The following is a 20982-nucleotide window of genomic DNA, read 5'->3' as shown; positions in this document are numbered from 1 at the left end:
GGCCTGCGCGAAGGCAAGCGCGCGGAGCGCGCGCCCGCCAATTGAGGGCATGGCATGATGCCGGAGCCGCCGCAGGCGGCGGAGGCTGCCGAGTCGCCGTTCGCCGGCGACCGCGCGCCGCTGCCGCCGCGGGTGGATCTCTACACCGCGGCGGTGCTGCTGGCCTTCGGCCTCGCCGTCATCGCGCTGTCCTGGTCCATGCCGACCTTCAAGGAACAGTCGCATAGCGGCCTGACGGCGCCCGGCATCGTGCCGGGCTTCCATGGGCTGGTGATCACCTTCCTCGCCGTGCTGCTCGCGCTGCGGGCGGTGCGGCGGGGCGCGCTGGCGCCCTCCGTCACGCAGGGCCGCGCGCTGGCGCCGGGCGATGCGCGGCAGCTCGGCACCGCGGCCTTCCTCGGCGTGCTCTATGCGGGTTTCATGATCGGCACGCTGCCCTTCTGGCTGGCCGCCGCGCTCTTCGTCTTCGCCTTCACCGCCGCCTTCGAATGGGATGCGGGGCCCATCGGCCGCGCGCGGCGCCTGGTGGAGGCCGCGGCCCTCGGCATCGGCACCGGCATCGCGGTCACGCTGGTCTTCGAACGCGTCTTCCTCGTGCGCCTGCCCTGAGGAGACGCCCGTGAACAATCCCCTCGTCATGCTCGGCGACGGCTTCGCCCATGTGCTGCAGGGCGGCGCCATCTTCCATGCCTTCTGGGCGGTGCTGATCGGCATCGTCATCGGCGCGCTGCCCGGGCTGACGGCGACGATGGGCGTCGCGCTGCTCACCACGCTGACCTTCACCATGGGCCCGAACGTGGCGATGCTGGTGCTGGTCTGCGTCTATGTCGGCGCGATCTATGGCGGCAGCCGCTCCGCCATCCTGCTCAACATCCCGGGCACGCCCGCTTCCGCCGCCTCCACGCTGGATGGCTTCCCGCTGGCGCGGAAGGGCATGGCCGGGCGCGCGATGGGCATCTCCACCCTCGGCTCCTGGCTCGGCACGCTGTTCGGCACGCTGATCCTGGCGATGTTCGCGCCGAGCTTCGGCGAATTCGCGCTGGAATTCGGCAGCTATGAGATGTTCTGGGTCGCGCTCTTCGGCATCGTCATCGCGGGCAGCCTCTCCGGCGGCGATGCGCTGAAGGGCTACATCGCGGGCTTCCTCGGCCTGCTGGTCGCGACCGTGGGGCAGGAGACGAACCACGCCTATCCGCGCTTCGCCTTCGGCAATGCGGACCTGGCCGGCGGGCTCGGCCTGCTGCCCGTCCTTGTCGGCGTCTTCGGCGTGGCGGAGGTGCTGAACTCCATGCGCGGCCCCGCGGTGAAGGCGGTGTCGTCCAAGATCGACAGCGTGATCCCGCGCGTGAAGGACGTGGCGCAGTACTGGCGCACCATCTTCCGCTCCGGCGCCATCGGCACCTTCATCGGCGCCATGCCGGGCCTCGGCGAGGATATCGCCGCCTGGACCAGCTACGCCGCCGCCAAGCGCGCGAGCGCGGAGCGCGAGCAATTCGGCCGCGGCAGCGTGGAGGGCCTGATGGCCGCCGAGACGGGCGAGAGCGCCTGCGTCCCCGGCGCCATCATCCCGGTGCTGACGCTGGCCGTCCCGGGTTCCGCGCCGGCCGCCGTCCTGATGGCGGCGATGATGATCCACGGGCTCAACCCGGGCCCGATGCTGGCGATCACCGCGCCGGAATTCATCTACCAGATCGTCGCCATGCTGGTGATCGCGGATATGGTGAAGCTGGTCTATGGCCTGGTGCTGGTGAAGCCGCTGCTCTGGGTGCTGCTGATCCCGCGCTCGCGCCTGATGCCCGTGGTCTTCGTGCTGTGCACGGTCGGCGCCTTCGCCATCACCTCCCGCCTCTTCGACATCTGGGTGATGCTGGGGGCGGGCCTGGTCGGCTTCATCCTGCGGGAGCTGCGCTTCCCGATGGCGCCGCTGGTGCTGGGGATCGTGCTGGGCGACCTGCTCGACAAGAATCTGCTGCGCGGCCTGGTGCTGAGCGGGGGCGACGTCTCCCCCTTCTTCACCCGCCCCATCAGCGCGGGTCTCTGCGCGCTGACGGTGCTGGCCGCCCTCTGGGCCGTGCCCGGCTTCATGGACCGCGTCACGGCCCTGTTCCGACGTCGCCAGCCCGTCTGATGACGGTCCAGGGGCGTCTCGCCCCTGGCGGATGGGGTCCGGGGAAGGCAGCGCCTTCCCCGGTTCGTCCTATTCCAGCTTCAGATCCAGCTCCCGGATCTTCCTTCCCCAGAACCCATGCTCCTCCCGCACCGCGTTGAACCACTCCGCCCGCGGCCGCACCGGTGAGGGTTCGAGCCCGTCCTGTTCCAGCCTTCCGGCGAAGCGCTGCGTCGCCGCCGCCTGGCGCGCCGCGCGTTCCAGCCGGTCCAGCTGCTCGGGCGCCACGCCCGCCGGCGCGAAGATGCCGTGCCAGCCGGTGATGGAGACGCCGGGCAGACCCGCCTGGGCGAGGGTCGGGATTTCCGGCAGCGTGCCGATGCGGTTGTCGCCCGTCACCGCGATGGCGCGCAGCCGCCCCTCCCGCGCCAGCTGGATGGCCGGCGGCGGGGAGGAGAAGTTCATCGTGATGCGCCCCGCCACCACGTCCAGCAGCGCCGGGCCGGTGCCGCGATAGGGCACGTGCTCCATCTCGATCTTCACGGCGTCGCTGAACAGCACGCCCGCCAGGTGGTTGGCGTTGCCGACGCCGCCGGAGGAATAGGTCAGGTCGCCCCGCGGCCGCGCGCGGGCATAGGCGATCAGCTCCTGCAGCGTGTTCACCGGCAGGCGCGGGTCGATCACCAGCACGTACTGGTAGGAGGTGATCTGCGCCACCGGCGCCAGCGCCGTCAGCAGGTCCACGCCATCCCGCTGCATATGCGGGTTGACGACGAGGTTGGTGGAGACGGCGAAGAGCAGCGTGTTCCCATCGGGGCGCGACCGCGCGACGCTGACGGAGCCGATATGGCCCGCCGCGCCGCCGCGGTTCTCGATGATCACGGTCTGGCCGCCCAGCGCCTCGCTGAAGGTCTGGGCGAATTCGCGCGCCGTCAGGTCCGTGCCGCCGCCGGGGGCATAGGGCACCACCAGCACGATCGGGCGGGTGGCCTGGGCGCGGGCGGTGCCTGCATTCACGAAGGGCAGGGCGAGCGCGCCGGCGGCGATCGCACGGCGTCGGGTCAGGGTCACGGCAGGGGCCTCCCGGGTTGTTTCTGCCCCTTCACTACGCGGCGCGCCCCGGCTTCGCCAAGCGGGCATCACCCGCAGCCGCGCACGCGCCCCTCGGCGAAATCCAGCAGGCAGGTGGCGTAGCGCAGCGTGAAGCGCCAATCCGCGCCCGCGCCATGCCCCGTCAGCCCCGGCGGCCGGTCCAGCAGCAGCAGCGCCGCGCCGCGCCCGGCGAAGGCGCCGAAGATGGCGGCGCGGCCTTCCGGGTCCGGGTCGAACTCATCGCCGGCGAAGTTGGCGATGGCGATCCGCGTGCCCGGGGACCGCGTGGCCGCCACCACGCGGCGGAGGTCATCCAGCGCCCAGCCATGGGCGACGCTGCCCGTCGGCCCATGCGCGGCCGGCGCGATGGCGATGACGGCATCCGCCCGCCCCGGCGCATCCAGCGCCTGCAGCGCGTTCCAGGCGCCGCGGGACTGGCCCGCCGCCACCACGCGCCGGTAGCCCCGCGCGCGCAGCTCCGCCAGCGCCAGGCGCATCCAGGCCGCGCCGGCCTCCGTCTCATCCGTCGCGGGGTCGCGGTCCAGCCGCACCACGTCATAGCCCGCATTGTTGAAGGCGCGGGCATGCGGCTGCGGCTGCGTGCCCCGGCTATCCGCGCCCCCGGCCGAGCGCCCATGCGCCCAGAGATAGACGCCCCGCGCCTGCGCCGCGCCCTGCCAGAGGAACCGCCCATCCGCCTGCACCCGCCAGCCCGCGCCGCCGGCCAGCGGCGCGGCGGGGGCGGGCGGGGCCGCTTCCTCCCGCCCCGGCCAGACCACGTCGAGGTCCCGCGCATAGACCCGGCAGCCCCGGCCGCCCCAGGCGGCGCAGTTCTGCACCGCGCGGGTTTCCGTCGCCACGGGGTCGTCATCGATCGCCGCCGCCCAGCCCCAGGCGCCATCGGCGGAGAGCGCGAAGGCCCGCGGCACGGCCTGCAGCAGGAAGCGCTGGTAATCGGCCCGCCCCTCCGCCCCCAGATGCGGCACCCGCGTGGCGTCCAGCAGGGCGGGCGGTTCCGCCTTCGCGGCCAGGGGGCCGAGAAGGGCGCAGGCGATCACGATACGGAAGATCGTATTCAACATGCCGTGAGGCATGAAACCAGACCGCCCGCGCCGAGTCCAGCGGGATTCGGCGCCTCAGCAGGCGCGCGGCGGCGGCGTCGCCGTGGCCAGGCGCAGCAGGCAGGCGCCGTAGCGGTCCGCGAAGCCGTTGGAGGCCCCGGCCCCGTGGCCCGGCAGCCCCTCCGGCCGGTCGAGGAAGATGAAGCCGCCCGCCCGCGCGCCCAGCTCGTTGAACAGCACCGCGCGGGCATCCGGCTGCGCGTCGAAGGGGTCGTCGCGGAAATTGGCGATCGCCAGCCGCGCGCGGGGCGCCCCCGCGGCGGCGGCCACGATCTGCCGCAGGTCATCGAGCTGCCGCGCATGGCTCGGCCCGCCCTCGAACCCATGGGCGGCGGGCGCGATGGCGATGTGGGCTTCCGCCAGGCCCGGCGTGTCCAGCGCCATCAGCGTGTTCCAGCCGCCGCGGGACTGGCCGGCCAGCACCACCATGCGGTAGCCGCGCGCCCGCAGCGCCTGCAGGTCCGCCTTCAGCCAGCCGGCGGCGCGCGGGGCCTCGTCCACATTGGGGTGGCGGTCGAAGCGCCAGACATCGAAGCCCGCATTGTTGAAGTGCCGCGTCCAGGCCTGGGGCTGCCCGCCGCGGCTGTCCCCGCCGCGCGGCGCCCGCCCATGGGCGAAGACCAGCACGCCGGCCGCCCGCTGCGGCCCCCACCAGAGGAAGCGGGGATCCGGCACCGTCTCATGGTTCATGTCGCTGATCGCCTGGCCCGCCGGCGCCACCGGCGCGGGCGCGGGGCGTTCCGGCGCCACCACCGCCAGGTCCCGCGCGATGATGCGGCAGGCCACGCCGCCCCGGCCGCAGCTCTCCAGCGCCTTCTGCTCCGCCTCCCCCTCCGGCCCGCCGGATTGCCAGGCGAAGCGGCCTTCGGGGCCGAGGGCGAAGGCGCGGGGCAGGTTGCGCGTCAGCATCCGCGCGGCCTCGCCCCGCGCGCGCTCGCTCAACCCCGGGAAGGCGGGCAGGTCCAGGATGCCGGGGCGCTCCTGCGCCAGCGCCGGCCCGGCCAGGACCAGGCCGAGCCACAGGGTCACCAGGCGCATCGGGCGTCTCCGCGGTTGTTGCGGGAATGCCACCACGCGGCGCGCCCGGCTGGCAACGCCCTCAGCAGGACGAAGGCGGGGAATCCTCGACCACGAAGCGCAGCAGGCAGGGGCCGTAGCGCTGCGCGAAGGCGGTGCTGGCGCCCGCCGCATGGCCGGCCAGCCCCTCCGGCCGGTCGATCAGCAGGAAGGCGCGGAGCGCCGGCGCCAGGGCGCGCAGCGCCGCCGCCCGTTCCTCCGGCAGGCCATCGAAGGGGTCGTCCCGGAAATTCGCCACCGCCACCCGCGCCTGGCCCGGCACCGCCCCCGCCAGCACCGCCCGCAGCGCCGCCATCTGCCGCGCCTGCCCGGCCTCATCCATCGAGGCCAGCGCCGCCGGCGCGATGGCGATCGTCACCTCCGCCAGGCCCGGCGTGTCCAGCGCCTGCAGCGCGTTCCATCCGCCGCGGGACTGCCCCGCCGCCACCACCCGCCGGTAGCCCTGCGCCCGCAGCGCCGCCAGATCCGCCCGCATCCAGCCGGCGGCGCGGCGCACCGTATCGGCCTCCGGCTCCCGGTCGAAGCGCCAGATGTCGAAGCCCGCATGGTTGAGGTGCCGCAGCCAGGCCTGGGGCTGGCGGCCGCGGCTATCCTCCCCGGACGGGCCGCGCCCATGCGCCCAGAGCACCACGCCCCGCGCCCGCCCCGGCCCCCACCAGAGGAAGCGCGGATCGGGCACCGTCTCCCGCAACGGCTCCCGCCAGCCGGCATCGGCCGGGGGAGGGGCCGGGGCCCATTCCCGGCCGGGGAAGACGATCTCCAGGTCCCGGAGCCAGAGCTGGCAGGGCGAGCGGCCCGGCGTATGGGCCTGGCAGGCCTCCAGCGCCGCCTGGGCCACCACGGCCGGCGCGGCGTTCCCGGCCCGGCTGGCATAGGCGCCGCCGGGCCCGATGGCGAAGGCGCGGGGCAGGTTGCGCAGCAGGGTGCGCGCCAATTCCGCCTGCCCGTTCCGCCCGAGCCCCGGCACCGCGGCCGTGTCCAGGAGCGCTTCCGCCGCGGGATTCACCAGCGGCAGGGTTTCCGCCCGCAGCGGCGCCGCCAGCAGCAGCAGCAGGAAGGCGAGGCGCAGCATTGGCGGCCCGGATTGTTGCGCCCGGAGACTGCCGGAAGGCCCGCCGCGGCGGCAAGCGCCCGCCGTTTCACGACTGGTCCAAACCCCTGGCCTTGCCGTCACGCGCCCGGGACGGCATCTTCCGCCCCCTTTGCGGGCGCCCCCTTCGGGGCGTTCCCGGCCTGCCAGGGGACCCCCGATGCGTGTGAAGGACGTGAAGAAGGTCGTGCTCGCCTATTCCGGCGGGCTCGACACCAGCGTGATCCTGAAGTGGCTCCAGACCACCTATCAGTGCGAGGTGGTGACCTTCACCGCCGATCTCGGCCAGGGCGAGGAGCTGGGCCCGGCGCGCGACAAGGCCCTGCTGCTCGGCATCAAGCCGGAGAACATCTTCATCGACGACCTGCGCGAGACCTTCGTGAAGGATTTCGTCTTCCCGATGTTCCGCGCCAATGCGCTGTATGAGGGGATGTACCTGCTGGGCACCTCCATCGCCCGCCCCCTGATCGCGCAGCGCCAGATCGAGATCGCGGAGCAGGTCGGCGCCGATGCCGTCGCCCATGGCGCCACCGGCAAGGGCAACGACCAGGTCCGCTTCGAGATCGGCTACTACGCGCTGAAGCCCGACGTGAAGGTCATCGCCCCCTGGCGCGAATGGGACCTGACCAGCCGCACCGCGCTGATCGCCTTCGCGGAAGCGCACCAGATCCCCATCGCCAAGGACAAGCGCGGCGAGGCGCCCTTTTCCGTCGATGCCAACCTTCTGCATTCCTCGAGCGAGGGGAAAATCCTGGAGGAACCCTGGGACGCGGCCGACGAGATGGTCTGGCAGCGCACCATCAGCCCGACCGAGGCGCCGGACCGGGTGACGGAGATCACCATCGAGTTCGAGCGTGGCGACGCCGTCGGCATCAATGGCGAACGCCTGTCGCCGGCGACGCTGCTGACCAGGCTGAATGCGCTGGGCAAGGAGAACGGGATCGGCCGGCTCGACCTGGTCGAGAACCGCTTCGTCGGCATGAAGTCCCGCGGCTGCTACGAGACGCCCGGCGGCACCATCCTCTACGTTGCCCACCGCGCGATGGAGTCGATCACGCTGGACCGTGAGGCCGCGCACCTCAAGGACAGCCTGATGCCGCGCTACGCGGAGATCATCTACAACGGCTTCTGGTTCAGCCCGGAACGCCGGATGCTGCAGGCGCTGATCGATGAGAGCCAGAAGAGCGTGACGGGCACGGTCCGCCTGAAGCTCTACAAGGGCAACACCATCGTCAGCGGCCGCCAGTCGCCGAACAGCCTCTATTCGATGAAGCATGTGACCTTCGAGGACGACCAGGGCGCCTACGACCAGTTCGACGCCCAGGGCTTCATCAAGCTCAACGCGCTGCGTCTGCGCCTCGGCGCCATGGCCGGCCGCAAGGGCGGCGCGCTGTAGCACCGCAGGGGGGCTTTGCCCCCCTGCACCCCCTACCAGGAGCCTGAGGCTCCTGGACCTCCCTTTATGGGACGCCTTCGGCATTCAGCGTCGATGTTGAGGAGCTGCGGGCGGTTTCGGCGAGAGGGCGCGCGGCGTCCTTGATCGTGGCAAGCGCCAGCGGCATCGTGTATGCCTCTACGGCAAGCAAGCCACAGGTCGCGCCGCCGGATTCGAATCGCGGCATGGTCAGATCGCCCGGAACCTCCGATGCCGCTTTCCTACGGACCGCCGGACGAAACGCTGGGCCGCGAGCTACGCGAGGTCGCGGAGGCGGCGCGTGGGGTGATCGCGACGCTGGTCAAGCTGAACGTCATCCCGCCGGATTTCCCGAAGGCTGCGCTCCACGATCTCTGCACGGCGCTGACCGCCTTGCCGGAAGGCACGGCGGAGAATTGCCGCCCGCAGCTCGAACTGGCTCGCAACGTCCTGCCAAAGCTTCGGCGGGAGCATTTCGGCATCGAGGGCGAAGCCGCCGCCACCACGCCCGAGGAGAACGAGCAGCCCCGCTTCACTCGCGGCATGCTGCTCGATCAGCAGGTGAACGGCCTGCTGGCTGCCGTGACGACCGCGCTCGACGAATACCGGGCGCAAGCCGGGCTGGTCGTCGAGGATGTGGTGCAGCCCGATGATGTGGCGGTGCCCACGGCCACGGCGAGGCTTGGCGGTGTCGAAGCCCAGACCGATCAGGTGGTGGGCCGCCTGCGCCAGGGTGTCGAGCACCTCGATGCGCGTGGCGTTTCCGCGACGGAGCCTGGCGATGTGCTGCGCCGGCGCCTGCGCGACAGCGAGAACCTGGCCCTGGCCGCTCGGTCCCAACTGCGGCAGCGGAGCACAGTCGCGCGCTGGTTCGAAGGCGTTTCCGCCGCCTTCCGCCGTACCCCGGACCTGATCGAGGTCGCCGGCCTTGGTTTGAGCAAGACCGCCAACGCCGCGGAACCCCTCGGCCGATGGCTGGTGGACTACCTGACGGAATGGGTCGGTACGACGGTCCGCCAACTGCGGGGCCTAGGCGATGCCTTGCAGGAATCAGCGCGGCGCCTGCGGGAAGCCTCGCCTGCCCGTCCCTCGCCGAGCCCGTCGCCTCCGGAGTTGGAGGCCGAGGACCGCGCCGAACTGGCGCGGCTCGGCCTGCCGGTAAGCGACGACCCGCTGCGCCGGGGTGGCCTTGCGATCGAGGCGACCGCTGCCTTCTCACCCGAGAGCTTTGCGCTCGCCGATGGTCCGTGGACCCGGGTCGCCCCCCGTATCACTGACGCGCGCTTCATATACCACCTTGACTTCGTTGACCTGGCGCCGCTCGCCAGCCTCACCGCCCTGCAGCGCCTGTACCTGTCGCGCACCCCGGTCGCTGATCTGGCGCCGCTCGCCAGCCTCACCGCCCTGCAGAGCCTGGTCCTGGCGGGCACCCAGGTCGCTGATGTGGCGCCGCTCGCCAGCCTCACCGCCCTGCAGAGCCTACGCCTGTCGAGCACCCGGGTCGCCGATCTGGCGCCGCTCGCCAGCCTCACCGCCCTGCAGAGCCTGGACCTGTCGTTCACCCGGGTCGCCGATCTGGCGCCGCTCGCCAGCCTCACCGCCCTGCAGAGCCTACGCCTGTCGAGCACCCGGGTCGCCGATCTGGCGCCGCTCGCCAGCCTCACCGCCCTGCAGAGCCTGGACCTGTCGTTCACCCAGGTCGCCGATCTGGCGCCGCTCGCCAGCCTCACCGCCCTGCGCAGCCTGAACCTGTCGGGCACCCAGGTCACCGATCTGGCGCCGCTCGCCAACCTCACCGCCCTGCAGAGCCTGGACCTGTCGGGCACCCAGGTTGCCCCTGAAGCGCGCGCGGCCTTCATCGCCGCCCGGCGCGCGCGCGGCCTGCCGCCGCTGCTGCACGAATGAAGGCCGCGCCGGCCAGCGCGCCTGGGCCGTACCGCATGACCATGGTCGCGCGGCACATCAGCCGCGACCGTGCGCTGGGCCGCCCGCCAGGCCGGTGATGCGGCGCCGGGCCGGAACGGTCGATAAGGGCCTGCCCTGGGCGCCCGAGCGCCGCACCGCCAGGGGCTGGAAGCTTCGAGCCAGGCCGGCGCAACCGGGGCGTCCCTAGCGAGGCGCCGCAAGGGCAAGCTGCTCGTGACCGGCCAGCACGCCCCGCATCGCCTCACCTGCGTGGTGCACCGGACCTCCGAGGTCCAGGGCACCTCTGCCCCCTTGGACGCGCTCGGCGTCATGCAGCCCGGCGCGCTGCGTCTGTGCCTCGGTGCCATGGCCGGCCGCAAGCGCGGCGCCCTCCGACCACCCGCGATTCCCTCCCCCGCGCTTGCGCGGGGGGTTGCGGCGCTGCTGCAACGCGGAAGGCTGGTCGGGGTGGGGGTCTGCGCGACCACCGATTTCCCTGGCGCCCCGCCCTCCGTTCGCGCTACGTTCCTGCCGCCGCCACCCGACCCGCGCCCACCACCATGCATCGCCCGCATGCCGCGCCGCGTGCCCCCGCGCATCTGGAATTGCCCCGCCGCCGGAGCCCCCGCGAAAACGGTGCTAAACGCACCTAATCGGCATAATCGGCTAAATCCGCAGTAGTCCTAAAAATTGTGGCAGCCTCAGTCCCGCCACCGCCGGTGCTGCCACAGCCACTGCCCCGGATGCTCCCGGAGCCACCCCGCGACGATGTCGTTCACCGCCTGGGTCGCCGCCTGGATGTCCACCTGGCCCTTCGCATCCCGCGGCAGCTCGATCGCCTCCGTCAGTTCCAGCCGGAAGCGCCCGTTAGGCAGCCGGATGGACCGCGCCCCATGCACCGGGCAGTCGAAGCGCCGCGCGAGCCTGGCCAGCAGCGGGTTGGCCGCCGCGGTGCGGCCGAGGAACTGGATCTTCGGCCCGCGCCCGAAGCGCTGGTCCACCAGCATGCCGAGGTGAAGGCCCTGGTCCAGCGCCTCCATCATGGCGACGGGGGCGGAAAGCCCGGCCGGGATCAGCCGCCCCATGACGCCGGCGCGCATCGCCAGGATGTCCCGCGCGATGGCCGCGTTGTTGGGCGTGCGGTAGAGCGCGGCGGAAGCCAGGCCGTGGCGTTCCGCGGCCACGGCCGGCATCTCCCAGTTGCCGGTATGGGCGGCGAAGATGATGGCGGGCTTGCCGTCATCCCGCAGCCGCACGAAGCGCTCGATGCTCTCCGGCGGCAGCTCGATCCGCCCCGCGCCGGGGTTGTCGATGTCGAAGTCCCAGAGGTCGGCGAGATGGACGTATTCGCTCGCGGTGCGGCCGAGATTCTCCCAGCTCTCCCGCAGGATCGCCGCGCGCTCCGCGGCACTCTTCTCCGGGAAGGCCGCGTCGATGTTCTCCCGCGCGATGCGGTGCGCGGAGGTCAGCGGGCCGAGCACCCGTGCCGCCGCCGCGCCGATCGCGCCGGCGCGGTCCGGCCCCAGCGCCTTCACCACGGCGAAGCCGCCGCGGATCAGCGCGGCCAGCGCCTCGTCGCCCAGGCGGCGAAGCGCGCCACTCACAGCGTGACGACGATCTTCCCGAAGACCCGGCGCGATTCCAGCCGTTCCAGCCCTTCGGTGAAGCGCTCCAGCGGCACGACGGTGTCCAGCACGGGGCGGATGCCCTGCGCCATCCTGGCCAGGCCGTCCGACACGTTGCGGATGGCGCAGCCGAAGCTGCCGAAGATGTGGAGCTGGCGCTGGAAGATCATCATCAGGTTGGTCTCGGCCGAGACGCCCGACGTGCTGCCGCAGGTCACCAGCCGCCCGCCCATGCGGAGGCTCAGCAGCGACCCCGCCCAGGTGGTCGCGCCCACATGCTCGAACACCACATCCACGCCGCGCTTGCCCGTGACGCGCCGCGCGACGGTGGAGAAGTTCTTCTCCGTGTAGTTCACGGCATGATCGGCGCCGAGCGCCAGCGCCTTGGCGCATTTCTCGTCATCGCCCGCCGTGGCGATGACGGTGCAGCCGATCGACTTGGCCACGCGGATGGCGACGGAGCCGATGCCCGACCCGGCCGCCTGCACCAGGATCGTCTCGCCGGGCTGCAGCTTGGCATTGTCGAACAGCATGTGCTCGACCGTGCCGAAGGTGACGGTGGCGCAGGCCGCATCCTCGAAGCTGACGCCATCGGGCACGCGGACCAGCAGGCGGGCGGGGACATTGGCTTCCTCCCGCGCGAAGCCATCGACATGGAAGCCCGCCACGCCCTGAACGTTCTCGCAGAGGTTGTCGCGGCCCTCCCGGCAGGCCTGGCAGGTGCCGCAGGTGCGCGCGCCATAGGGCACGATGCGGTCGCCCGGCTTCCAGCCCGCCACACCGGGGCCGACGGCGATCACCTCGCCAGAGGCTTCGGCGCCCACGGCCAGCGGCAGCTTGCGCTGCGCGAAGGCCATGCCGCGCCAGCCCCAGACATCGATGTGGTTCAGCGAGATGGCGCGCAGCCGGATGCGCACCTCGCCCTCGCCGGGCGGCGGCGGCGGCTCGATCTCCTCCAGCCGCAGGTCACGGTCGCCATGCAGGCGCAGCGCACGCATCAGGCAGGGGCCCCACTCAGCACGAGACACACATTCTGCCCGCCGAAGCCGAAGCTGTTGGAGAGCACGTTCACCACCTTCGCGGGCCGCGCCACATTCGGCACCACGTCGAGCGTGATGGCCGGGTCGGGCTCCACATGGTTGATGGTCGGCGGCAGCATCTGGTCGCGGATCGCGAGCAGGCTGAACGCCGCCTCGATGGCGCCGGAGGCCGAGAGGGTATGGCCGATCATCGACTTGTTGGAGGAGATCGGCGGCGCGTCATTGCCGAAGACGGCGCGCATGCCGAAGGTCTCCATCTTGTCGTTCTCCGGCGTCCCCGTGCCATGGGCGTTGACGTAGGAGATGTCGGAAGGCGTGAGCCCCGCATCCTCGATCGCGTTGCGCATGGCGCGGATCACCGCGCCGCCATCGGGGTTGGATCGCGTGCGGTGGAAGCTGTCCGACTTCTCCCCGCAGCCGCGCAGCACGCCGAGGATCTTGGCCCCGCGCGCCGTCGCATGCGCCAGGCTTTCCAGCACCAGGCAGGCCGCGCCCTCGCTCATCACGAAGCCGCCGCGCGACTTCTCGAAGGGGCGGGATGCCGCGGTCGGGTCCTCGTTGCGGGTGGACAGCGCGGAGAGGAGCGAGAAGCGGATCAGCGCCTCCGGCTGCACCGTGCCATCCGCGCCGATGGCGATCGCGGCCTCGGTCTCGCCGCGCTGGATCGCCTCGACACCCAGCTGGATGGCGGAGGCGCCGGTAGCACAGGCCGTGGAGATGGCGATCGGCGCGCCGCGGGTGCCGAAGCGCGCGGCCAGCTGTTCGCCGATGCCGGCGAAGGCGGTGGTGCGGTACAGGTCGTCGCGCCCCGCGGCCGCTTCCGTCAGCGCGGCGTAGCTCGGCGCGGCCTGGCCGGTCTCCGCCGCCAGGCGGAAGCGCCCGGGCCATTCCAGCTCGACCGGCGGCATGCCGAGCATCAGCGGGCCGGGGAAGGGCGCGGGCAGGCCGGATTGCGCCAGGGCCTCCGCCGCCGCGCGCTCCGCCATCAGCCGCACGCGCTCGGAGGAGGTCAGCACCTCGCCCCCCTCCTCCTCCGGCAGGTCCACCGTGCCGGCGATGGTGGTGCGCAGGTGGTCGGTCGGGAAGCGGGTGATGCGGCGGATGCCGGACTGGCCGGCGAGCAGCGCGGCCCAGTTCGCCTCCACCCCGAAGCCGAGCGGCGTGACCAGCCCGATGCCGGTGACGGCGACGATGGGGCGGCCCCTGTGATCAGTCAGGGTGAGGTCGGTGGCGTTCATGGCTGATCCTCCGCCGGGATCGCCTGGAGATGGGCCAGCGCTTCCCCGCGCCAACCCGCGAAGCCCGTGACCAGGATATCCGTCAGGGGCGCGTCGAAGGCGTCCTCGCCCGGGCCCATGGCGGCCGGCAGTTGGCCATCGGCCAGCGCCAGGGCGGCCAGCGCCACGCTGCCCGGGAAGGTCGCCTCCACCCCCCAGCCGAGGCGGTTGCCCGCGGCCCGCACCGCGACGGGCCGGCCGAGGCCGCCCAGGAAGGCACGCTCCGCCGCGACGGGGCCGGCGACGCCGGTGGCGCCCGAGATCACGGCCAAGGGCCCGCCGGGCAGGCGGAGCCGGCCGAGCGCGCGGGTGGCGGCGGCGGCGCTGTCGGCGGGCGTGTCGCGCCGCCCCTGCTCGCAGGCCACGCCCCGGATGCGCGCCAGGCCCCGGGCGCCGCGGGCGCGGGCGGCTTCCGCCGTCTCCAGCACCAGGAAGGCGCCGAGCGTGCCGGGGATGGCCCCGGGCGCCCCCGCGCGGTCCAGCACCGGCGCCCAGCCCGGCGCGCGCCGCAGCAGCCCGCCGGCGTGGTACAGGATCATCAGGTCCCAGCGGGAGGCGACGAAGCCGCCGCCCACCAGCGCCGCCTGGCCGCGCCCCTCGGCCAGCCGCGCGGCGCCGATCCGCACCGCATCCGCGCCCGCCTGTTCCTCCCCCATGAAGGTGCGGGAGGCGCCGGTGACGCCATGGACGATGGAGATGTTGCCCGCCAGCAGGTTCGACAGCTGCGCCAGGAACAGGGTCGGCCGCAGGCCGCCGGCCAGCATCTCGTTCAGCTTCGGCGCCGCTTCATCGGGCGGCAGGGCGGCCAGGGCGGCGACCACGCTCTCATCCAGCGCCATGTCGCGCTCGCCCCCGCCGGCGGCGACGATCAGGTCCATCTCCGCCACCAGGCCGCGGGCGCCGGCATCGTCCAGCGCCAGGCCGGCGGCATAGGTGCCGAGCCGCTGCCAGGGCTCCATCTGCCGCTGGTCGCCCTTCTTGGGGATCTGCCGGTCCAGCTCCAGCGCCGGGCCGGGATGGATGGCGAAGGGGGCGTAGGTGGTGTCGTCCAGCGCGGGCGGGGCGCCGGCCAGCATGGCGGCGCGATGCGCGTCCCGCCCTTCGCCGGCCGCGGAAACCAGGCCGACGCCGGTGACCCAGATGGGGGAGGCTTGCGTCATCTCAGCTATGGCCGGGCAGGCCGATCCGCTTCGCCGTGGCGGTCATCGCCTCGCGCAGCGCCTCGGCGGGGAAGGGCATGATGCGGTAGGTGATCTCGGCATCCGCGATGCGCTTGCCGCCGGACAGGATGCGCGCTTCCGCCACCGCGAAGCCCGATCCGTCATGCGTGCGCTTCGCCTCCACCACCAGGGGTGATCCCGGGCCGACGAAGCCGCGGAACTTGGCTTCCTTGACGGTGGAGAGGAAGGGCATGCGCTGCATCCCCTCCAACGCCAGGATCAGCCAGCCGCCGGCCTGGGCCATCGTCTCCACCAGCAGCACGCCCGGCACGATGGGGTAGCCGGGGAAGTGCCCCTCGAAGACCGGGCTGGCGTCGGGGACGCGGCTTTCCACCGTGATCGATTCGGGACCGAGCGAGACCACCCGGTCCACCATCTGGAAGTATTCGAGGAGCATGGCGTCCTGTCCGCGGGCCGGGCCCGGAGTTCAGGCCTTGGCCTGCTTGGCCGCGACCAGTTCCTCGATCCGCACCGCCAGGTTGCCCATGACGAAATACTGCTCGGCCGGCGCGGTGCCGGCGTTCACTTCCTGCGTCCAGGCTTCCACCGGCACCTTGATGCCGAAGGCCTTGTCGATGGCGAAGACGATGTCGAGGAAGTCCAGGCTGTCGATGCCGAGGTCGTTGATGACATGCGCCTCCGGCGTGATGGAGTCGCGGGCGACCTCGCTGTTCTCCGCGATGATGTCGGCGATGCGATCGAACACCGGGGAAGTCATGGGGCGTGCTCCGGGCGGCGGGGCGCCAAAGAAGGGGGTCTCAGGGATTTGGGCGCGGTTTGGCGCGATCCGGCGGGCTTGTCCAGCATCGGCGCGGGCCGGGGCCGGAACCGGGCCGCGCTGCCTGAGCGAAAACAAGGGCTTGCGCCGATGGGCCCGCGCAACGCCAGCGGGGGCGTTACATCTCGTAGCGGTTGGGCGGCACCGGCAGGCCCAGATGGTCCCGCAGCGTGGTGCCGGCATACTCCGTCCGGAACAGGCCGCGCCGCTGCAATTCCGGCACCACCTGGCCGACGAAGCGCTCCAGCGGCGCCGGGTAGTAGGGGGAGAGGAGGGTGAAGCCGTCGCAGGCGCCCGCCTTCACCCATTCCTCCATCGTGTCCGCGATCCGGGCCGGCGTGCCGACCAGCAGGTGGTGGCCGAGGGAGGTCGCCAGGTAGCGCGCCACCTGGATGATGGAGAGGTTCTCCCGCTTCGCCTTCTCCACCAGGTGGCGCTGCCGTGCCTGGGCGGCGTTGGAGAGCGGCAAGGGCGGCAGCGGCGCATCCGGCGGATAGGCGAAGATGTCGAGGTCCCCGCACAGCCGGGCCAGCAGGCGCATGGAATTCTCATCCGCCAGCAGGCCCTGCAGCTCGCGGTAGCGGGCCTGCGCTTCCTCCTCCGTCGCGCCGATGATGGTCATGAGGCCCGGCATGATCTTCACATGGTCCGGGTTGCGCCCGTGCTTCGCGGCCCGGGCCTTGAGGTCCGCGTAGAAGGCCTGCGCCTCCGCGAGGTCGGACTGCGCGGTGAAGACCAGGTCCGCCGTGCGGGCCGCGAGCTCCATGCCCGGGCCGGAGGAGCCCGCCTGCGTCACGATCGGCCGCCCTTGCGGGCAGCGGGCGATGTTGAGCGGCCCACGCACCGCGAAATGCTTGCCGCGGTGGTTCTGCAGATGGACCTTGGCGGTGTCCACATAGATGCCGCTGTCCTTGTCCCGGATCAGCGCGCCATCGCCGAAGCTGTCCCACAGCGCGGCCATGACGTCGAAGAACTCCTCCGCCCGTTCGTAGCGCTCGGCATGGGCCATGTGGTGGTCGGCGCCGAAATTGCCGGCCTCGTCCTCGATCTGGGAAGTGACGAGGTTCCACCCCGCCCTTCCATTGCTGATGTGGTCGATGGAGGCGAAGCGGCGGGCGAGGTTGTAGGGCTCGTTATAGGTCGTCGTCGCCGTCGCGATCAGCCCGATGCGCTGCGTGACGATGGCGAGGGCGGAGAGCAGTGTCGTGGGCTCCAGGTAGGCGGTGCGCCCCTGCCGCGGGCGATAGGGCCCGGCACCGTCGAGGGACGCGCTGCCATTCACCGCTACCGTGTCCTGGAAGAATACCGCATCGAGCTTCCCGCTCTCCGCCACCTGCGCGATGTGGGCGTACTGCCGGAAATCCATGTCGCATTCCGGCACGGCTTCCGGGTGGCGCCAGCCCGCGGAATGGCTGCCCGGCGTGAACATGAAGGCGGCGAGGTGCATCATGGCTTTCAATCCCGTCGCAGCAGCAGGGCGCCGCTGGGCAGTGCCTCCGCCGTCCAGCCGGGCGGCAGCAGGGTGGTGGCATCGAGCTGGGTGATGATGGCGGGGCCGGCGATGCGGTCCCCGGCGCCGAGCGCGGCGCGGTCGTAGAGCGCGGCCTCCGCGGTGCCGCCGGGCAGGTGGACGGGATGCGTGCCGATCGGCGTGGCGCCGGTGCCGGGCGGCAGGGACTGCGCGGCGGGGGGCGGCAGGGTGCCGACGGCTTCGAGCCGCAGCGTCACGATCTCGGCCCGGCCCTCCGGCAGGTCGAAGCCGTAGAGGGCGCGGTGCGCCGCGGCGAAATCGCCGGCGGCGTGGGGCAGGCCGCGCCAGGGCACGGGCAGTTCCGTCCCCTGGCCGGCATAGCGCATCAGCGCGACAGGCGCGGTGCCGCGCGCCTCGGGCGGGATCGCCTCCTCCTCGAACCAGGCGGCGGCTTCCTGCGCCAGCGCCGCGAAGGTGGCGGCGAGGGCGCCTTCATCCTCCGCCTGGCCGGGCAGGACAGAGCGGCTGAACTCCGCCCGCATATCGGCATGCAGCAAGCCCTGCGCGCAGAGCACGCCGGGTGAGGGCGGCACGAGCACGCGCGAAATGCCGAGCATCGCGGCCAGCGCGCAGCCATGCAGAGGCCCCGCGCCGCCGAAGGGCACGAGCGTGAAGTCGCGCGGATCATGCCCACGCTCGACGGAAACGACGCGCAGCGCGCCGACCATGTTGGAATCGACGACGGCGAGGATGCCGCGCGCGGCTTCGTGCAGCGACAGGCCCAGCGGCTCCGCGACGCCCTTGCGCACGGCGTCTTCCGCCGCCACCACATCCAGCGTCATCCGCCCGCCGAGCAGCGAGGGCGGCAGATGGCCGAGCACGACATGCGCATCCGTCACGGTCGCGAGGGTGCCGCCCCGGCCATAGCAGGCCGGGCCCGGCTGCGCGCCCGCACTTTCCGGCCCCACGGCCAGTGCGCCGTCCCGCGTGACGCGGGCGATGGAGCCGCCGCCGGCGCCGATCGTCACCATGTCCAGCATGGGCAGCGGCAGCGGCCAGTCGCCGACCGCGCCGCGCTGCGTCAGCGCGATGGCGCCGTCCTTCATCAGGCAGATATCGGCGCTGGTGCCGCCGATATCGACCGTCAGGATGTTCGGGATCCCCGCCGCCGCCGCCACCGCCCGCGCGCCGACCACGCCCGCGGCCGGCCCCGACAGCGCGGTGACGGCCGGCGCGCGGCGGATGGAAGCCGCGCCGGCCACGCCGCCATTCGACTTCATCAGCAGCAGCGGCGCCGCGATGCCGTCCTCGGCGAGGCGCCGTTCCAGCCTTTCGACATAGGTGGAGACGGCCGGCATCACCTGCGCATTGAGGATGGCGGCCAGCGAGCGTTCATATTCGCGCACCACGGGCAGCACATCGACGGAAGCCGTGATGGCGACGCCGGGCAGGGCATCCCGCAGCATCGCCGCCACGCGGCGTTCATGCGCGGCATTGGTGAAGGCGTGCAGCAGGCAGATGGCGATGGCGGTGACGCCGGCTTCGCGGCAGGCCGCCGCGGCGCGCGTCACGCTGGCCTCCTCGAGCGGCGTGAGCACGCTGCCATCGGCGGCGATGCGCTCCGTCACCTCGAAGACGCGCGACGGCGGCACGGGGCGCTTCGGCTTCACCCAGGCATGCAGGTTGGCGCGGCGGGGAATGTCCTGCCGGCCGATCTCCAGCACATGCCGGAACCCCGCGGTGGTGATGAGGGCGGTGCGCGCGCCCTTGCCTTCCAGGATCAGGTTGGTGGCGATGGTCGTGCCATGCAGCACGCGGCCAATGCGCGCGGCCTCCTCGCGCGCCGTCTCCAGCGCCAGGCGCACGCCGGCCTGGAAGGCTTCCGACGGGTCATGCGGAGTCGAGGGCGTCTTGGCCGTCCAGGCGCGGCCCGTGGCGGCATCCTGCAGGGTGACGTCGGTGAAGGTGCCGCCGATATCGACCGCGACCGAGAGCGGGTCAGTCGAGGGCATCGGCATAGCTCCCGCGATGGAAGGCGCGCGTGGCGGGGCGGTTGGCGCGCAGCGCCTCGGTCGCCGCTTCGTCGATGGCGCGGCCGGTGATGACGACGCCGTAATCCGCGCGGGCGGAAGCGGCGCTGACCAGGCCGCCCAGCACATCCTCCAGCACCGACTCCGCCGGCCGGTCGAAGGGATGGCCGCGGCCGCCGCCGCCGCCGGTCTCGATGCGCAGGATGTCGCCGCGCACCACGCGGTTGCCATCCGACAGCGGCTTCAGCACGCGTTCATTGGGCAGGCCGGGATTCAGCACCACGCGGCCCGGCCGCCCGGATTGCCCGCCGGCCGCGCCCCAGGGCGGATTCTCCACGCCATCGAGGCGCACGGCGAGGATCGATTCCTCCGCCATCACCTCATATTCGCGCACGATGCCGCAGCCGCCGCGCCAGCGCCCGGGCCCGCCGCTGTCGATGTTGAGGCCGTATTCCCGCAGGCGGACGGGGTACTCGGTCTCCAGGAACTCGACCGGGTAGTTCTCCTGCGCCACGAAATAGACGCCGTCGATCCCATCCGCGAAGCCGCGCGCGCCATAGCCGACGCCGAGGCCATCGCTCATGAGAAAATGCCTGCCGCCGATGGTGCCGCGCAGCAGCATGATCACATAGGCCGCATGCGCGGCGGGGGCTTCTCCGCCGGCGACGGAGACCAGGCCGTTCAGCGCCGCCAGCATGCGCATCATGGTCAGGCCGCGCATGCCGAGCGCCGCGGGGAAGCGCGGCTGCAGCAGCGAGCCTTCGCGCAGGATCACCTCATCCAGCGATCGCGGCCCGCCGGCATTCACCACCTGCGTCGGATCGCCGCCGAGGAAATAGAGGCCGAGGGCCATGCCCGGCACATCGGGGTTCATCAGGAAGTTCACGGGGCCGGCGGATTGGTCATCCGTCTCCGACGCATCGAGCACGAAGCGGTCATCGGGGCTGCGCGTCAGCGCGAAGCGGAGGCGGAGCGCGCCGCTGCCATGGCCATCGCCGTCGATGCGATCGGTGAAGCGATGCGTGCCGACCGGGAAGGTTTCCATCAATCGCCCGCGCACCGTATCCCGCGTGCGGGCCAGCAGCTGTGCCAGGGCATCGGCCAGCACATCGGCGCCGAAATTCGCCGCGATCTCGCGCATGCGCGCCACACCGAGCTCCACGCTCGCCATCAGCGCGCGGGTGTCGCCCTGCGCGGTGCGCGGATAGCGGGAGTTGCGGTAGAAGATGGAGAGCGCGGCCTGGTTCACCACGCCGTCCCGGATCAGCAGCGTCGGCGGGATGATGACGCCCTCATGGAAGATCTCCGTGGCATCCGGGCTGATGGAGCCCGGGCGGAGCCCGCCGATATCGGCGAAATGCGCCCAGCCCATGACGAAGGCGACGCGCTGGCCCGCCACGAAGACCGGCGCCAGGAAGACCTGGTCGTTGGAATGGCTGACGGCGCCGCGCGATCCGTAGCAGTCATTGTACCAGTAGAGGTCGCCGTCGCGGATCGTTTCGATCGGGAAGTCGCGGAAGACGGGGCCGCAGATGTCGCCGAAGACGGGGACGTTCGATCCCACCGCCATGACGCCATCGGCATCGAAGAGGGCGGTGTAGAAATCCTTCTTCTCCCGGATGAAGGCGGACATGGCGGTGCGCTCGATCAGTGCCTCCATCTCCGCCTGCGCGGCGCGGATGGCGCCGCGGATGATCTCGAGCGTGACGGGGTTGCAGGGGCGTGGCGTGGTCAT

The 20982-nt window shown here is 72.4% G+C and carries 17 protein-coding genes; 4 read left to right on the top strand and 13 right to left on the bottom strand.

All coding sequences use genetic code 11. The features are described 5' to 3' along the window. The first annotated feature begins 54 nt into the window (after positions 1-54). Positions 55-609: a tripartite tricarboxylate transporter TctB family protein gene (locus JJI54_RS21995; protein WP_203075205.1), complete on the top strand. Its 555-nt coding sequence runs from the start codon at positions 55-57 to the stop codon at positions 607-609. Positions 610-619: 10 nt separating this feature from the next. Further along, positions 620-2128, top strand: coding sequence for a tripartite tricarboxylate transporter permease (locus JJI54_RS21990; protein WP_318987554.1), 1509 nt, complete (start codon positions 620-622; stop codon positions 2126-2128). A 69-nt stretch (positions 2129-2197) separates the two neighbouring features. Here JJI54_RS21990 and JJI54_RS21985 read toward each other — a convergent pair whose 3' ends face one another. The 4 genes from JJI54_RS21985 to JJI54_RS21970 form a co-directional block, all read right to left on the bottom strand. Then, positions 2198-3178, bottom strand: coding sequence for a Bug family tripartite tricarboxylate transporter substrate binding protein (locus JJI54_RS21985; RefSeq protein WP_203075204.1), 981 nt, complete (start codon positions 3176-3178; stop codon positions 2198-2200). A gap of 68 nt (positions 3179-3246) precedes the next feature. Beyond that, positions 3247-4281, bottom strand: a complete 1035-nt coding sequence (locus tag JJI54_RS21980) for an alpha/beta fold hydrolase (RefSeq protein ID WP_203075203.1) — start codon at positions 4279-4281, stop codon at positions 3247-3249. A 54-nt stretch (positions 4282-4335) separates the two neighbouring features. Continuing rightward, on the bottom strand, positions 4336-5358 hold the full coding sequence (locus JJI54_RS21975) for an alpha/beta fold hydrolase (RefSeq protein ID WP_203075202.1): 1023 nt from the start codon (positions 5356-5358) through the stop codon (positions 4336-4338). A 61-nt stretch (positions 5359-5419) separates the two neighbouring features. Further along, positions 5420-6469, bottom strand: a complete 1050-nt coding sequence (locus JJI54_RS21970; protein ID WP_203075201.1) for an alpha/beta fold hydrolase — start codon at positions 6467-6469, stop codon at positions 5420-5422. Between the two features lie 178 nt (positions 6470-6647). Here JJI54_RS21970 and JJI54_RS21965 point away from each other — a divergent pair, with 178 nt between their 5' ends. Both JJI54_RS21965 and JJI54_RS21960 read left to right on the top strand, forming a co-directional pair. Then, complete coding sequence (locus JJI54_RS21965; RefSeq protein ID WP_203075200.1) at positions 6648-7883, top strand: argininosuccinate synthase; 1236 nt, start codon at positions 6648-6650, stop codon at positions 7881-7883. A gap of 249 nt (positions 7884-8132) precedes the next feature. Further along, positions 8133-9806 (top strand): leucine-rich repeat domain-containing protein, encoded by a 1674-nt coding sequence (locus JJI54_RS21960; RefSeq protein WP_226381982.1) that lies wholly within the window; start codon positions 8133-8135, stop codon positions 9804-9806. Between the two features lie 701 nt (positions 9807-10507). Here the strand turns inward: JJI54_RS21960 and JJI54_RS21955 are convergent. The 9 genes from JJI54_RS21955 to JJI54_RS21915 all read right to left on the bottom strand — a co-directional run bounded on the left by JJI54_RS21955 (position 10508) and on the right by JJI54_RS21915 (position 20982). Continuing rightward, positions 10508-11410 (bottom strand): lipid A biosynthesis lauroyl acyltransferase, encoded by a 903-nt coding sequence (locus JJI54_RS21955; RefSeq protein WP_318987553.1) that lies wholly within the window; start codon positions 11408-11410, stop codon positions 10508-10510. Beyond that, on the bottom strand, positions 11407-12429 hold the full coding sequence (locus JJI54_RS21950; RefSeq protein WP_203075199.1) for a zinc-binding dehydrogenase: 1023 nt from the start codon (positions 12427-12429) through the stop codon (positions 11407-11409). Before JJI54_RS21950 ends, JJI54_RS21955 begins: the two co-directional genes overlap by 4 nt. Beyond that, positions 12429-13709: a beta-ketoacyl-ACP synthase gene (locus JJI54_RS21945; protein ID WP_226381981.1), complete on the bottom strand. Its 1281-nt coding sequence runs from the start codon at positions 13707-13709 to the stop codon at positions 12429-12431. The genes JJI54_RS21950 and JJI54_RS21945 overlap by 1 nt, the downstream gene beginning before the upstream one ends. Further along, positions 13706-14908: a beta-ketoacyl-ACP synthase gene (locus tag JJI54_RS21940; RefSeq protein ID WP_203075198.1), complete on the bottom strand. Its 1203-nt coding sequence runs from the start codon at positions 14906-14908 to the stop codon at positions 13706-13708. The genes JJI54_RS21945 and JJI54_RS21940 overlap by 4 nt, the downstream gene beginning before the upstream one ends. Before the next feature lies 1 nt (position 14909). Beyond that, a complete protein-coding gene (locus JJI54_RS21935; RefSeq protein WP_203075197.1) occupies positions 14910-15365 on the bottom strand; it encodes a 3-hydroxyacyl-ACP dehydratase FabZ family protein in 456 nt (151 codons plus the stop codon). A 30-nt stretch (positions 15366-15395) separates the two neighbouring features. Further along, on the bottom strand, positions 15396-15686 hold the full coding sequence (locus JJI54_RS21930) for an acyl carrier protein (protein ID WP_203075196.1): 291 nt from the start codon (positions 15684-15686) through the stop codon (positions 15396-15398). Positions 15687-15864: 178 nt separating this feature from the next. Next, positions 15865-17196, bottom strand: a complete 1332-nt coding sequence (locus JJI54_RS21925) for an LLM class flavin-dependent oxidoreductase (RefSeq protein WP_203075195.1) — start codon at positions 17194-17196, stop codon at positions 15865-15867. A gap of 5 nt (positions 17197-17201) precedes the next feature. Next, the gene (locus JJI54_RS21920) at positions 17202-19229 is read right to left on the bottom strand and encodes a hydantoinase/oxoprolinase family protein (protein ID WP_203075194.1); all 2028 of its coding nucleotides are present in this window, start codon (positions 19227-19229) and stop codon (positions 17202-17204) included. Continuing rightward, positions 19216-20982: a hydantoinase B/oxoprolinase family protein gene (locus JJI54_RS21915; RefSeq protein WP_203075193.1), complete on the bottom strand. Its 1767-nt coding sequence runs from the start codon at positions 20980-20982 to the stop codon at positions 19216-19218. The genes JJI54_RS21920 and JJI54_RS21915 overlap by 14 nt, the downstream gene beginning before the upstream one ends.

The sequence above is a fragment of the Falsiroseomonas ponticola genome (genome assembly GCF_016805305.1).
GTDB classification, from domain to species: domain Bacteria; phylum Pseudomonadota; class Alphaproteobacteria; order Acetobacterales; family Acetobacteraceae; genus Falsiroseomonas; species Falsiroseomonas ponticola.
The sequence above is the reverse complement of the archived record's forward strand: the minus strand, read 5'-3'. Positions and strand labels throughout refer to the sequence as shown.

Excerpts from the sequence above, each read along its gene's own strand:
- JJI54_RS21945 (WP_226381981.1), bottom strand. The coding sequence starts at position 13,709 with ATGAACGCCACCGACCTCACCCTGACTGATCACAGGGGCCGCCCCATC.
- JJI54_RS21915 (WP_203075193.1), bottom strand. The coding sequence starts at position 20,982 with ATGACCACGCCACGCCCCTGCAACCCCGTCACGCTCGAGATCATCCGC.
- JJI54_RS21995 (WP_203075205.1), top strand. The coding sequence starts at position 55 with ATGATGCCGGAGCCGCCGCAGGCGGCGGAGGCTGCCGAGTCGCCGTTC.
- JJI54_RS21920 (WP_203075194.1), bottom strand. The coding sequence starts at position 19,229 with ATGCCCTCGACTGACCCGCTCTCGGTCGCGGTCGATATCGGCGGCACC.
- JJI54_RS21925 (WP_203075195.1), bottom strand. The coding sequence starts at position 17,196 with ATGATGCACCTCGCCGCCTTCATGTTCACGCCGGGCAGCCATTCCGCG.
- JJI54_RS21965 (WP_203075200.1), top strand. The coding sequence starts at position 6,648 with ATGCGTGTGAAGGACGTGAAGAAGGTCGTGCTCGCCTATTCCGGCGGG.
- JJI54_RS21950 (WP_203075199.1), bottom strand. The coding sequence starts at position 12,429 with ATGCGTGCGCTGCGCCTGCATGGCGACCGTGACCTGCGGCTGGAGGAG.
- JJI54_RS21970 (WP_203075201.1), bottom strand. The coding sequence starts at position 6,469 with ATGCTGCGCCTCGCCTTCCTGCTGCTGCTGCTGGCGGCGCCGCTGCGG.
- JJI54_RS21935 (WP_203075197.1), bottom strand. The coding sequence starts at position 15,365 with ATGCTCCTCGAATACTTCCAGATGGTGGACCGGGTGGTCTCGCTCGGT.
- JJI54_RS21980 (WP_203075203.1), bottom strand. The coding sequence starts at position 4,281 with ATGTTGAATACGATCTTCCGTATCGTGATCGCCTGCGCCCTTCTCGGC.
- JJI54_RS21975 (WP_203075202.1), bottom strand. The coding sequence starts at position 5,358 with ATGCGCCTGGTGACCCTGTGGCTCGGCCTGGTCCTGGCCGGGCCGGCG.
- JJI54_RS21930 (WP_203075196.1), bottom strand. The coding sequence starts at position 15,686 with ATGACTTCCCCGGTGTTCGATCGCATCGCCGACATCATCGCGGAGAAC.
- JJI54_RS21940 (WP_203075198.1), bottom strand. The coding sequence starts at position 14,908 with ATGACGCAAGCCTCCCCCATCTGGGTCACCGGCGTCGGCCTGGTTTCC.
- JJI54_RS21960 (WP_226381982.1), top strand. The coding sequence starts at position 8,133 with ATGCCGCTTTCCTACGGACCGCCGGACGAAACGCTGGGCCGCGAGCTA.